Here is a 13,453-nt window from a genome sequence, read left to right on the forward strand (position 1 = left end):
GGTGGTGCGGCCCGAGGGGAGGCGGCCGGGGGGAAGAGGGGGAAGGCGTCGGGTCGGACGCATTGACCCGTGGGCGGGGCGGCACTAGCTTCCTCCGTATTCGTTAGGAAGCTTTCCTAATCCACGAGGAGACGCCGCCGTATGCCCTCGGTCAGAGTGGGGACCGCCCGTCGGGCGGGGTTGCGCAGGATCACGACGGCCGCCGCGAGCGGTCTGACCGCGGCGGGGCTACTGGCCGCGCTGTCGCTGACCGGTTCAACCGCCGACGCCGCGGCCGCCCCGCACGACCTGGTCCGGGTGAACCAGGTCGGCTACGCGGCGACCGGCGCCAAGGAGGCGTTCCTGCTCGCCGGGTCCCCGGTGAAGGGCGCGCGCTGGCGGCTGGTGGGCACCAGTGGCCGTACGGTCGCGGCGGGCCGGACCGGCCCGAGCCTGGGCAAGTGGAACGCCGCCTACCAGGCGGTGTACGCCATCGACTTCGACGCGGTCCGCACCCCGGGCCGTTACCACCTGGTGGTCGGCGGCGGCGCCACCGGCAGCTCGCCCGTCTTCACCATCGGCACCCCGAAGTCCGTCTTCGGCAAGCCCGCCACCGACACCGCCGCGTTCTTCCAGGCCCAGCGCGACGGCGCCGGCACCATCCCCGGGCAGCTCGACCGCAAGCCCGCGCACCTCAACGACACGCACGCCTCCGTCTACGCCTGGCCGACCTTCACCGACCCCGACGAGAGCGACACGATCAAGGCCGCCCCGAAGAGGATCGGCGGACCGGTGGACGTCTCCGGCGGCTGGTTCGACGCGGGCGACTACCTGAAGTTCACCGAGACCACCTCCTACGCGGTCGCCGCGCTGGAGATCGCCGGCCGGGACAGCGGCGCCGGACCCACCACCCCGCTGGGCGCCGAGGCCCGGTACGGCCTGGACTGGCTGGACAAGATGTGGGACGGCAGCACGAAGACCCTCTACATCCAGGTCGGCCTCGGCTCGGGCACGGAGAGCGGCAGCGTCGTCGGCGACCACGACGTGTGGCGGCTGCCGGAGCTGGACGACACCGACAGCGCGCACCCGTTCCTGAAGAACCGCCCGGTCTTCGCGGCCGGCGCGCCCGGCTCGAAGATCAGCCCCAACCAGGCCGGCCGGCTCGCCGCCGACTTCGCGCTCGCCGCGCAGAGTTACGCGCACACCGACCGCGCCAAGGCCCGCGGCTACCTCGCGACGGCCGCGCAGATCTACGGCCTGGCCGACACCCACCCGGGCGCCCTCGTCACCACCGTGCCGGCCGGCTACTACCCCGAGACCAGCTGGCAGGACGACCTCGCCTTCGGCGGCGCCGAACTCGCCCTGGCCGCACAGCAATTGCACGACCCGCGGGCCGGCGGCTGGCTGGCGCAGGGCACGAAGTGGGCCAAGGGGCACCAGAGCGAGGCCGACACGGACACGCTCAACATGTACGACACGAGCGCGCTCGCCGATCTCGACCTGGCCCGCGCGGTCAAGGCGGCCGGGCACACCGCCGGACACACCACCGGCCTCGCCGCCACCGCACAGCAGCTCACCGGCTACGTCAGGGCCCAACTCGCCACCGGCCAGGCCCGCGCGCAGGCCGACCCCTTCCACGCGGGCGCGGTCTACGACGACTTCGACGCCGACTCGCACACGCTGGGGCTGGCCGCCACCGCGCGCCTGTACGCCGCCGCCACCGGCGACCACACCTTCGACCGGTTCGCCGTCCGGCAACTCGACTGGGTGCTGGGCGCGAACGCCTGGGGCACGTCCTTCGTCGTCGGCGAGGGCACCACCTTTCCGCAGTGCACCGCCGGCCAACTCGGCAACCTGGCGGGCAGCTTGGACGGCAAACGGCCGCTGGAGGTCGGCGCGATCGTCAACGGGCCCAACGGCTCGGACCAGTTCGAGGGCGGCCTCGGCGACTACCTCGACGGGATGCGGGCCTGCCCGCCCAGCGGCGAGCCCTTCGCCCCCTTCACCGGGCACGGCAGCACCTACGCGGACGACGTGCGCTCCTGGCAGAGCTCAGAACCCGCGCTGGACATGGACGCCTCCGGGCTCCTCGCGTTCACCCTCTCCGCCCGGGGACGTTGAGGACGTCAGGCGGGTCAGGTCCGTCAGGCAGGTCAGGCGGGTCAGGCCCGTCAGGCACGCGGGGGGCGCCCCGGAAGGGGCGTCACCCCAGTTCCTTGGTCACGAAGACGAAGTGGGGTCCGCTCGGCTCCAACTGGAACTCCGCACCCGTGGCGGTGAACCCGAAGTGCTCGTAGAAACCCTTCGCGGAGGTCCGGCCGTTGCACCAGACGACCTGCGCGCCCCGGGCGGCGGCCTCCCGCAGGCCCGCGCGCAGGGCCGCGGCACCGTAACCGGCTCCCCGCGCCTCGACGGAGCTGCCCATGCCGCGGAAGCGGTACGCGAGGGCGGCCTCGCCCGGCAGGGGGTCGGGGAAGAAGGTGACGCACGCCTGGATCGCGCCCGCGTCGTCGTAGGCGGCTATGTGGAAGGTGTCGGCGCGCGCGTCCTCCGGATAGACGGCGGCCTCGCGCGGCATGCCGGTGCGCAGCACCGCCCAGCGCAACGCGAAGATCTCCTCGACGGGTACGACGGCGGTGCGCATACGGTACTTCCTCCGCGTTCGTTGCTGGCGGTCCAGGAACCTCCTGGTCAGTCCAGGAACGAGGCTAGCGGCACGGAGGGGTCGGACAGCGCCTCGGGGTCGACCGGGCGGCCGTCGCGGATCAGGTTCTGGATGGGTTCGGTGACATCCCACACATTCACGTTCATCCCGGCGAGCACCCGCCCCTCGCTCAGCCAGAACGCGATGAACTGCCGCTTGCCGACGTCGCCGCGGCACACCACCTGGTCGTACGACCCGGGCGCGGCGTTCCCGGAGAACTCCATGCCGAGGTCGTACTGGTCGGAGAAGAAGTACGGCACACGGTCGTAGCTGACCTGCTGCCCGAGCATGGCGCGGGCCGCGGCGGGGCCGCCGTTGAGGGCGTTCGCCCAGTGCTCGACCCGCAGCCGGCCCCCGAGCAGCGGGTTCTCCGCGTTGGCGACGTCGCCGGCCGCGAAGATGTCGGGGTCGGAGGTGCGCAGGGAGGCGTCCACGGCGATGCCGCCGCCCTGGGCGCGGTCGGCGAGGGTGAGCCCGGCCGCCTCGGCGAGCGCGGTGCGGGGGGCGGCGCCGATCGCGGCGAGCACGTCGTGCGCGGGGTGCTCGGTGCCGTCGTCGGTGACGGCCGCCAGCACCATGCCGTCCTGGCCGGTGATCTCGGTGAGCCGGCTGCCGAAGTGGAAGCGCACCCCGTGCTCGGTGTGCAGGTCGGTGAAGACCGAGCCGATCTCGGGGCCGAGCACGCCGTGCAGCGCGGTCGGCTCGGGTTCCACCACGGTGACCTCGGCGCCGTAGCCGCGGGCGGCGGCGGCCACCTCCAGGCCGATCCAGCCGGCGCCGGCGATCACCAGGTGGCCGTTCTCCCGGCCGAGGCTGGTCAGCACGTGCTTCAGCCGCTCCGCGTGGGCGAGGCGGCGCAGGTGGTGCACGCCGGCCAGGTCGGTGCCCGGGATGTCCAGCCGGCGCGGCTCCGCACCCGTCGCGAGCAGGAGTTTGTCGTACTGCAGGACGGTGCCGTCGCCCAGGGTGACGGTGTGCGCGGCGCGGTCGAGGTTCACCACCGGCTGGCCGAGGTGGAGTTCGACGTCGTGCTCCGCGTACCAGGTGGCCGGCTCCACGAAGACGGAGTCCCGTTCCGCGCTGCCGTTCAGGAATCCCTTGGAGAGGGGTGGGCGTTCGTACGGGTGGTCGCGCTCGTCGCCGATCAGTATCACCCGGCCGGTGAAACCCTCGGCACGCAACGTCTCCGCGGCCTTCGCTCCGGCGAGGCCGGCTCCGACGATCACGAAGGTCTGGTGCGCGTCGACCACAGTGTGCCTCCCCGGCGGGTTGTCCGTTGCCCTGCTGAGCGTCCCGCACGGCGGCCCGGACGGGAAGGGCGCCGCGCCGGTCCGTCCCACCCGTTGATCATTGCACGGTGCCCCTGACCCCCCGGGGTGCCTCGTCCTGTCGGCCCCGGGACCACCTCCCGGTGGTGGGCTTGTCGCGCAGTTCCCCGCGCCCCTGGGCACGTACGGCTCCTCCGCGAAACGCACCTCACTCCTCCCATCCACCCGGGTTCCCTTTGCTCTGGCACGTTCACTGGCGGGCTGGGCACCCGCCGGCCCTGCCCCTCCACCACGGTTCCCGGACCTTCCCCCGGTGGAGGGCTTGTCGCGCAGTTCCCCGCGCCCCTTGTTGTGGCTGACCACCCCTGAAAAGTGCCGGTCCCCCTCGCCGTGACCGTCCACTGCAGACGACGGGAACCCCCACAGGGGCGCGGGGAACTGCGCGACCAGCAGACCACCGGCAGGCGGCCCGGCAACCGGCCAGCAGGGGCAGACGGGGCGGGAGGCCAGCGCGGCGATGGAGGTGGCCGAGGGAGCGGTACATCGGGCGGCGAGGGGGAAGCGAGGTTCGTTTCGCGGAGGAGCCGAGCACGACAAGGGGCGCGGGGAACTGCGCGAGAACCCCCCACCGGGAGGTGGTCCCGGGGCGGCCAGGACCGGACGCCGCGGAGGGTCCCGTCACCGTCGGAGACGATTCGTCGCGGCGGCATCCGTGAGCGACGCGATCTGATCGACGACCGCGCGCCGGCGCCCCGCAGGGTCACCCGCACTCTCGAAGATCGCCCGGAACTGCGGGTCGAGCCCGTCGGGAGCGCCGGCGAGCAGCGTCTCCGCGAGCTCGCCGATCACCACGCGCTGCTCGGCGCGCCGCCGCGCCTGGGCCGCGCGCTGCATGACGTAGCGGTCGGCGACGGCCTTGAGGACGGCGCATTCGAGCCGCTGCTCGCGCGGTACGACGAGTTCCGCACCGTAGCGGGTGAGGGGCGCGGTCCCGTACCGCCGCCTGGTCGCGGATTCCGCGGCGAGGCAGAACCGCCCGATGAGCTGGGACGCCGCGTCCTTGAGGCGGGCCTGGCCGAGCGCGGAGTCGTCGTGGTGGTGCGGCCACCAGGGCTGCGCGAGGAGGCGGTCGAGGGCTTCCGCGAGTTCCGCGGGCGAGGTGTCGCGCGGGACGTAGCGGTCGCGCGCGCAGTCGAAGACCTCGGCCCGTTCGGGGCCGGCCGACAGCGCGCGGGGATCGATGTGCCCGGCCTGGAGGCCGTCCTCGACGTCGTGCACGGAGTACGCGACGTCGTCGGCCCAGTCCATGACCTGCGCCTCGAAGCAGGTACGGCCCTCGGGCGCGCCCTGGCGCAGCCACCCGAAGACCGGCAGGTCGTCCGGGTAGACCCCGAACTTGCGGGAGCCGGGGTCAGTGGGGTGACCGCCGCGCGGCCACGGGTACTTGGTGGCGGCGTCGAGCGCGGCGCGGGTGAGGTTGAGGCCGACGCTGACGAGTGCGGACTCCCCGGTCGCCGGGTCGGTCGCCCGGGTGAACCGCTTCGGCTCGATCCGGGTCAGCAGCCGCAGGCTCTGCGCGTTGCCCTCGAAGCCGCCGCAGTCCGCGGCGAACTCGGCGAGCACCATCTCGCCGTTGTGCCCGAAGGGCGGGTGGCCGAGGTCGTGCGCCAGGCAGGCGGTCTCCACCAGGTCGGGGTCGCAGCCGAGCGCGGCTCCCAGTTCGCGGCCGACCTGCGCGCACTCCAGGGAGTGGGTCAGCCGGGTGCGCGGGCTGGTGTCGGTGTCCGCGGTGCCGCCCGCCTCCGGGTCGACGACCTGGGTCTTCCCGGCCAGCCGGCGCAGCGCCGCCGAGTGCAGCACCCTCGCCCGGTCCCGCTGGAAGGCGGTGCGCCCGGGCCGCTTGTCCGGCTCGGGTACGTAGCGCTCCAGGTCGGCCTCGGTGTAGCCGCGCGGCTGGTTTCCGTCCATACCGACGACGGTAACCGGCCGGAGCGACCGGCGGCTGGTGCGAGCCGCCCCGCCTACGGACGGATGATCGTACGGGCGGGAAGGCGTCGGGAAGCGGCGGGAAGCGGCGGGAAGCGGCGAGGGACAGCGGTGACCGGGGCGGGTGCGCGGGGTCAGGCCGGTCCGTGGGCGGCCGCGCCCTGATCCGGTCCCTGCCGGACGTCAGGCCCTCAGCCCGCGCACGCCTCGTCGTAGCGGTGCAGCACCAGTTCGGCGAGCGCCGGGTGGGCGCCGAGCGGTGCGGAGACGATCCAGGGGGCCGCGGCCTCGCTCTGCGCGGCGAACCGCCCGGGCGCGGTGAAGCAGGACGCGACCGCGATCTCGCGCAGACCGCGCCCGGCGAGTTCGGCCACGGCCTGCGGCACGGTGGGGCGCGCGGCGGAGGCGTAGGCGGGGACGACCGGCACGCCGCCGAGCCGGGCGGCGAGCAGCGCGGCCGTACGCTCCGTGTCGCGGGCCGGCTCCGGGTCGCGGGAGCCCGCGGCGGCCAGCACCACCGCCTGGCCGCGGGCGGTCCACCCGGCCTGCGCGAGCCGGTCGTGCAGGGCGCGGGCGAGCAGCGGGTGCGGCCCGAGCGGCGCGGCGACCGCTCCCCGCAGGTGCGCGGCCGCGGCAAGGGCGTAGGGCAGGTCGTGCTTGACGTGGTGACCGCGGCCGAACAGCAGCGGTACGACGACGACCTCTCCGGCCAGTCCCGCCAGCACCTCGCCCACCAGGGGGCGGTTCAACTCGACGTACCCGACCTCCACCTCGGTCCCGGGGCGCAGGATACGGACCTGGGCGGCCAGGTCGGCGAGCACGCGTGCGGCGCGCGGGTCGCGGCTCCCGTGGCCGACGGCGACCAGGGCGGGTGGGCGGCGGGTGAGGGCGGTGGACGGAGAGGTGGTGGGCGACGCGGCGGCGGGCGGGATCGTGGCCGTACGGGCGGCGGGCGGGGCCGGGCCCCGACGGGTGACGGTCCGCTCGTCTCCGTGCGGGCTACGGTGCGAACCGGCGTGCGCGTCCATACCTCCATGATCACCCTGGTTTGCCCCGGGTGGCCGCTCCGACCGCGGGTGTCGGAACCGGAACCCGAACCGGAACCGGCCCGCGATTGTCGGTGCCCCCTTCTACTGTGATCCACCTCGCAAGCGAACGTGCTGGAGGGGACCGGGGAATGGGCTGGATCGAGGCGGCGGGCGGCTATGCCGTGACGCTGGACGGCGCGCGGGTGGTGTGCCGTAACGCCGCGGGGCGGGCGTTGAAGCAGGTGCCGGGCAAGTTGCGCACGGACCCCGAGGTGGTGCGGCTCCAGCAGCTCGCGGAGTGGCTGGAACGCCACGAACGGGAGTGCCTGGCGCAGGCCGACGCCTGGCTGGTGCGCTCGCTGCCGGTGCCGGCCGCCCTGATCGCCCGGGTCTGGCCCGACGCGGCCTGGCAGGCGGCGCTGCGGGACCTGGTGGTGGCGCCGCTCGCCGAGGACGGCGGCCCGGACCTGGCCCGGGCCGGCTTCCTGCGGGACGCCGACCCCGAGCGCGGCCTCGGCGTGGTCGACCTCGACGGCGACTCGGTGCGGCTGACCGTACCCGCCGTGCTGATACCGCACCCGGTGCTGCTCACCGATCCCGCCGACCTCGACGAACTCCGCGAGTTCGCCGCCGAGTTGGAGGTTCGGCAGAGCGTCGGCCAGCTCTTCCGCGAGGTGTGGCGGCGCGGACCGGGGACCGACGGCGCGGCGACGGTCCTGGACACGTACGCGGGCGGCCGGTTCGCCCAGTTGCGGCATGCCACCGCCCGTGCCACGCAGCTCGGTTACCGGGTGCGCGGCGGCCACGCGGTCTGCCAGGTCATGGCGGCCGGGCGGCCGGTGGAGGCGGCGCTGTGGCTCGGCTCGGACTACCCCGAAGCGGAGGCCGTCACCGGGGAGTTGGAGTGGCGCGGCAGCGGGGGTGGCCGGCTGCGGCTGTCCGAGGTGGACCCGGTGGCGTGGTCGGAGGGGCACCGGATGGCGTCGGCGCTGTACGCGGGGCGGGTCGTGCCCGAGGAGACCGAAGAGGGCGTGGAGGGGAAGCGATGAACGACGGGGATCTGCTGGCCGCGGGGGCGGTGCTGCCGCTCGATCGGCAGGCGGGCAAGGAGGTTGGTGCGGCGTCGGGTACGGCGCCGGCCGCGCGCTCCAACACGGCTGCGGGGAGGGCCGGTTCGACCGCCGGGTCCGACCGGCCGGGCGACGCGACGGACGTGCTGGTCGCCCGCGCTTACGCGCACCCCGTCCTGGACGGCCGTACGGTCGTGCGGCTCGTGCCGGAGGCGCTGGGCACGGCGGAGGACCTGTCGCTCGAATACCTGGGCTTCGCACCGGGGTTCGCGGCCGGGGCCTCGCAGGCCCCTGAAAGCGCGGAGACCGGCGAGAGTACGGAGAGCACCGGGAGCACGGACGCCGCCGGCACCCCCGCGACGACCGAACCCGCGGACACGGCGGACACGGCTGACACGGTGGTCCCGGTCGGCCGGGTGCTGCGGCAGTCCCTCGGCTTCCCGGCCTGGGCCCTGGTGAACGACCCGGCCAACTCCCGCCACGCGCTCGCCGTGGTGAAGGAGATGGAGCGGCTGACCCGGCTCGCCGCCACCAAGCCCGGCCACGCGAAGGACGGCTTCTCCGAGATCGGCGAGCGGCTGGACCGCTCGGTGCCGCACTTCCTGCCCACGTACTACGAGGAGGTGGCGCGGATCTTCCTCGCCGCCGAGTCGACGACGTACGCGTCCATGTACTTCGGCAAGGCGCGCGACGCCGAGCGGCGGCACGCCCTGGCGATCGACGAGGAGCGGCTGCGCGAGGTCTTCCTGGAGTTCGCCGCGGCCGGGGCGCTCAGCGGGAAGACGCTGCGCGAGCAGGCCAGGGGACTGTCCGAACGCCTCTCGCCCGAGACCGCGTTCACCCAGTTCCGGCTGCTGTGCATGGAGCGGGCCGGCGCCGGACTGCCGCCGCACGCCGGGCTGATGGAGGACCTGCGCCGGCTGGCCAGGGCCGCCGGGCGGGACGCCCCCGCGGAGGAGGCCGCACTCGTCGGCGAACTGCTCGGCACCAGCGCGATCGGCCGCGCCGCGCTGTCGTTCTGGAAGTCCGCCCGCGGCGCGCTGCTGACCGCCGCCCGCGACAGCCGCACCGCCCGGGTCCGGCTGCTGCGCCTGTTCCCCGCCGAGGCCGGCAACGCCGCCGAGGGCAGGGCCGCGATCGACACGCTGTGGCTCGAACTGCTGCAGGAATCCGGGGCGTTCACGCTGCTCGCCGAGGGCGGCACCGCCGGTGCCGGTGCCGAATCCGTTGCCGGTACCGCCGCCCCTGAACCCGCCGGCGACGCGCACCAGGACGTGCCCGGCGCCGCGTGGTGGTTCGGGCAGTGGGCGCGGTTCCGGCAGCGCGGCTACCGCCGGACGGACGAACGGATGCCGGCGGAACTGGAGTTGGTGGAACGGTTCGCGCCGCGGCTGGTCCGCGACGGCGAGCCGGTGCGGCTGACCGCCGAGCGCGGCCACCGCGACATCGCCCCCGACCTGCTGGACGCGTGTCTGGCCGCGGGCGTGCCGGTCGCCGACCCGCACAAGGGCGTCTCCATCAACCTGGCCGGCTGGCTGGCCGACGACAACCCCGGCCGCCGCGACCTGGCCGCGGTCGCCGCCGACCCAAGGTACGCACCGCTGCTGCGCGCTTCCGTCGAACAGGTCGCCAACCGGAGCGACGGGCCGGAGGGCCTGCTGACGCTGGCCGAACACCCGGTGCTGGGCGCGGCTGTCGGCGGATGGCTCGCCGACCGCGCCGACGACCTGGACCGGCCGCTCGGACTGCCCGGTCTCGACCGCCAGTTGACGCGCCTCGCCCCGTTCGGCGACCCCGCTGTGCTGGCCACCGCGCCCGGCGCCGTGGACCGGCTCACCGCGTTCGACGTGGCGCCCGTCCTGGCCCGTGCCCTGCGCGCGGGCGTCCTCGACGAGTTGGGCTGGCCCGCCCTCGACTCCTATGTCGCGGGGCGGATGCGCGCGGTCAAGAATGACCAGTGGTTCCAACTCGACGACGCCTGGCCCGCGTTGATCGTCATATCCGGCACCCATGTGGCCGCTGTCGGGCCGGACGCGGTGCTGGACGAGCGCACCCTGACCCTGCCCGCGCCGAACCCGTACTCCTGGCTGCGGCCCACCGTGCGCCTGGTCGACGGCCAGTGGCTGATCGCGTCCGGTTACGGCGACGAGCGGCGCGCGGCCTGGTCCGGGCGGCCCGCCGACACCTTCCGACCGGCCGGCCACCTGGACGCGCCGCACCGCGGCGCCGGCCCGGCGTCGCTCGCGCTGGCCGGCGGTGGCCGCTGCTACGGCTCCCGGCCGGTGCTGCCCGGCGACACCTCCTTCGCCGAGCGCCGCCCGATCGCGTGCGACGGGATCTCGCACTGGGTGCTGCACGAGGGCCGCTGGCACGAGTACGACCCGGCGGCGGCCGTCCGCGGCCGCGCCTCCCTGCCGGCCTTCTTCGACAGCGCCCTCGCCGGCGACGGCGCCGGCACGCGGGTGGACGAGCCCGCGTCCCGCCTGCTTCCGCTCGCCCCCGGCCTGGAGGCGACGCCGTTCGGCAGCAAGGACGGCCTGCTCGGCTGGTGGGTGCGGCACGACGAGGCGGCGGGCACGTACACCGCGTGCTCGGTGGACGGCAGCCGCAGCCCGGTGACGTCCGGGCGCGGCACTCCCCTGCCGCCGCTGCGGCTGCCGGGCGGCGCCGTACTGCACCCGGCCGTCCAGAGCAGCTGGTCCGAGACGGTCCACCTGTACGACGCGGACGGCATCGAGCTGGGCGACGTGCAGACCGGCGGTCGTGGCAACCGCTACGCGGAGGGCACCGACCTGGTGCCGCCGCTGTCGTACTGGCACGCGCTGCGCCCCCGCGACGAGGCGGGCTCCGCGGTGCTGCGCGCGGTCACCGACGAGCAGGCCGCCGCGCTGCTCGCCGCGGTGCCGAACGCGAAGGCCGACGTGCCCGCCGCCGTACGCAAGGTGCTGCCGGGCATCACCGACCCGCTGCTGATCAAGGGCGTCGCCTCGATCGTCGGCACCGCCGCCGCGGCGGCCCGGCGGATCGCGATGCTCCACGAGCGCCGCAACCGCCGCCGTGCCGAGAAGCCGGCGGCCGAGGCCGCGCACGCCCATGACGCGATCCTCCACGAGGCGCTGCGCGGGCTGATCGACACCGTGCGGGTCGGCGGCTACCCCTTCGGGTACTCCGACCGGCACACCTTCGACACGATGAGCACGCTCCGCACCCTCCACGCGATCGAGGCGGGCACCCAGCCGGCCCGCCCGGCTCTCCCGGGCCCCAAGGACGTCCGCTTCGGCATCGCCGGCCGCTGCCACGTCCGCCGCACCATCGACTGGCTCACGCTCGCCGGTCCCGGTGTCATCGCGGCGGCGGCGCGCGCCGCCGCCCCGGGCACGCCCGCCGAACAGCGCACCGCCCTGGTGGAGTTCCTGCACACGGTGCTCGGACTCGACGCGGGTGCGGGTGCGGGTGCGGGTGTTGGTGCGGGTGTTGGTGCGGGGACGGGCGGTGGCGCGTCGGGCGGGGGCGCGTCGGGCGGGCTGCTCGCCGATCCGCGCGGCCGGCTGCGGCTGCTGAGTGTCAGCGGGAAGAAGGCCACGGAGCGGGTCGGGGAGGTGTGGCGCAGCGGCGAGCGGTCGCTGCTGATCCTCTCCTTCTTGCAGGACGAGGGCGACGAGCGGCAGAGCTGGAAGGCGGTCGAGTTCGCGCCCGACGGGAAGTTCGGGCCGTGGGAGGGCTTCTCGCTCACCGAGGACCGGGTGTTGGGCTCCGCCGCGGACCTCGCGCGCGCCGGCTCGGCCGGACCGGGCGGGCCGAACAGCCAGGACGGTGGGGCGGGTTCGGACGGTGCGGCCGAACCGGCCGCGGTGGCCGCGGTGGCCCCGGTCGCCGCGGTGGCCGCGGTGGCCGCCCTGATCGCGCGGGTCGCCGAACGCGGCCCGGTGCCGTACCGCCCCGAGGCGGCCGAGCGGTTCTCCGAACGGACCGGCGTGGACGTGTCGTTGGCCGCCCTGCTGCTGCTCGGCCTGCCCGGGCTCGGCGGCTACGGAAAGTCGGGGCTGCCGCCCGCGGAGGTGCTGGACCTGGCCGGGCTGCGGCCGACCCGCGCGCTCACCGCGCGTGACGCGCTGCGCCGGCTGCCGACCGAGTACCGTACCCGCTTCCTCGCGGCGCTCGTGCCCGCCGATCCGGCCGCGGTGGACCGGCTGTGGCTCGACGGTTTCGACCCGGACGCGCTCGCCGACGCGTGGCTGTCCGTCCACGGCGACCGGCGCCCGGTGCCGATCGAGCTGGTCGAACGCGCCGAGCGGGAGGGCGACTTCGGCGCGTGGACCGAGATGGTGGTCAACTCCGAGGCCGCCACCGCCCTGCACGGCCGCACCCGCCAGCGGCTCGACGAGAACCGCGTGCTGGCGCCCGACCGTCCCGAGGCGATGCTGTACGGGTCCACCCTGCCGCAGTACAGCGGCGCGCTGCGCTGGCTGGCGTACCGGCTGCCGTACGGCGACCCGTTGCGCCCGCCGCTGCGCGACACCCTGGCCGCGCTGCGCGCGCGGCTCGCCGACGAGGAACTGCTGCTGGACCTGAACGTCTCCTGGAGCGGCACCGGCAAGCCGGTCGCGGTGGCGTTGCGCGAGGCGTACGGCCTGCCGACGACCGGCGGCGAAGGACCGGACGGCCTGGTCCGGGTCGGACCGGCGATCGTCCTCGCGCCGCCGCTGCGCGGAAGGACCCACGAAGAGGTGTGGCTGCGGCCCGCGGCCGTGCTGCCCGGCGCCTCCGCCGAGGGCGGCCCCGACCACCCGGCGCTCGTGCTGCTGTCCGGCTTCGCCGGAATCGGCGGCCCGTACGTGCAGGCGCTGCGGGATGTGCTCGGCGAGGGGCTGGCGGCCGCGGTGGCCGCCGACGGTCCGGCGGGCGCCGCGCAGTATCCGGCGCACAGCGTGCCGGAGTTGACCGCGCGGGCCGCGCAGCGGCTCGGCCTGTCCCAGGATGCGGCCGCGCTGTACCTGATGCTGCTGGCGCTGCCCGACCCGACGGACCGCAACGTCACGGCCTGGACCGGGTGGAAGCCGGCCCGGGCGAAGCAGGCCAGGGCCGAACTGGCCGCGACCGACCTGGTGGTGGAGGCGAAACGGCCGCGGTCCGGTCGCTCCCTCTTCCTGCCCGGCGGCTGGCTCGACCTCGCGGCGCCGGCACTGCCGCTGGAGTCGTGGAAGCAGGAACTGCTCTCCGCCGGGCAGTTGGACCTCGCCGCGCAGCCGATACCGGAACTGCCGGTGCCCGAACTGTTCCGGCGGGCATGGCAGCGGGTGCTGGACGGCGACCCGCCGGCGTTCGAGAAGTTCGCCCAGCGGCGAACCGGACGGGGACGGCGATGAGCGAGCGCGGGACGAAGCGCGCCGGGGCCGGTGGGTTCGACGGTGCGGGTGA

The 13,453-nt window shown here is 75.2% G+C and carries 7 protein-coding genes; 3 read left to right on the forward strand and 4 right to left on the reverse strand.

The window, feature by feature from the left end; translation table 11 throughout:
* The first annotated feature begins 141 nt into the window (after window positions 1-141).
* A complete protein-coding gene (locus tag AB0399_RS13650; RefSeq protein WP_366411391.1) occupies window positions 142-2,100 on the forward strand; it encodes a glycoside hydrolase family 9 protein in 1,959 nt (652 codons plus the stop codon).
* A gap of 82 nt (window positions 2,101-2,182) precedes the next feature.
* Here the strand turns inward: AB0399_RS13650 and AB0399_RS13655 are convergent, their stop codons facing one another.
* The 4 genes from AB0399_RS13655 to AB0399_RS13670 all read right to left on the reverse strand — a co-directional run bounded on the left by AB0399_RS13655 (window position 2,183) and on the right by AB0399_RS13670 (window position 6,965).
* On the reverse strand, window positions 2,183-2,623 hold the full coding sequence (locus AB0399_RS13655; RefSeq protein ID WP_366411392.1) for a GNAT family N-acetyltransferase: 441 nt from the start codon (window positions 2,621-2,623) through the stop codon (window positions 2,183-2,185).
* 47 nt (window positions 2,624-2,670) lie between these two features.
* Window positions 2,671-3,933, reverse strand: coding sequence for an FAD-dependent oxidoreductase (locus tag AB0399_RS13660; RefSeq protein WP_366411393.1), 1,263 nt, complete (start codon window positions 3,931-3,933; stop codon window positions 2,671-2,673).
* A gap of 696 nt (window positions 3,934-4,629) precedes the next feature.
* Window positions 4,630-5,919 (reverse strand): deoxyguanosinetriphosphate triphosphohydrolase, encoded by a 1,290-nt coding sequence (locus AB0399_RS13665; protein WP_329369663.1) that lies wholly within the window; start codon window positions 5,917-5,919, stop codon window positions 4,630-4,632.
* 209 nt (window positions 5,920-6,128) lie between these two features.
* The gene (locus AB0399_RS13670; protein WP_366411394.1) at window positions 6,129-6,965 is read right to left on the reverse strand and encodes a sirohydrochlorin chelatase; all 837 of its coding nucleotides are present in this window, start codon (window positions 6,963-6,965) and stop codon (window positions 6,129-6,131) included.
* 149 nt (window positions 6,966-7,114) lie between these two features.
* On the opposite strand from AB0399_RS13670, the gene AB0399_RS13675 reads away from it, so the two are divergent.
* Together AB0399_RS13675 and AB0399_RS13680 are read left to right on the forward strand one after the other, a co-directional pair.
* Complete coding sequence (locus AB0399_RS13675) at window positions 7,115-8,014, forward strand: DUF4132 domain-containing protein (protein WP_366411395.1); 900 nt, start codon at window positions 7,115-7,117, stop codon at window positions 8,012-8,014.
* Window positions 8,011-13,401 carry a hypothetical protein gene (locus tag AB0399_RS13680; RefSeq protein ID WP_366411396.1) on the forward strand — a complete coding sequence of 1,797 codons (5,391 nt, stop codon included), beginning with the start codon at window positions 8,011-8,013 and terminating at the stop codon, window positions 13,399-13,401. The genes AB0399_RS13675 and AB0399_RS13680 overlap by 4 nt, the downstream gene beginning before the upstream one ends.
* Window positions 13,402-13,453 lie beyond the last annotated feature (52 nt).

Source organism: Streptomyces sp. NPDC088194 (genome assembly GCF_040702025.1).
Classification (GTDB): Bacteria; Actinomycetota; Actinomycetes; order Streptomycetales; family Streptomycetaceae; genus Actinacidiphila.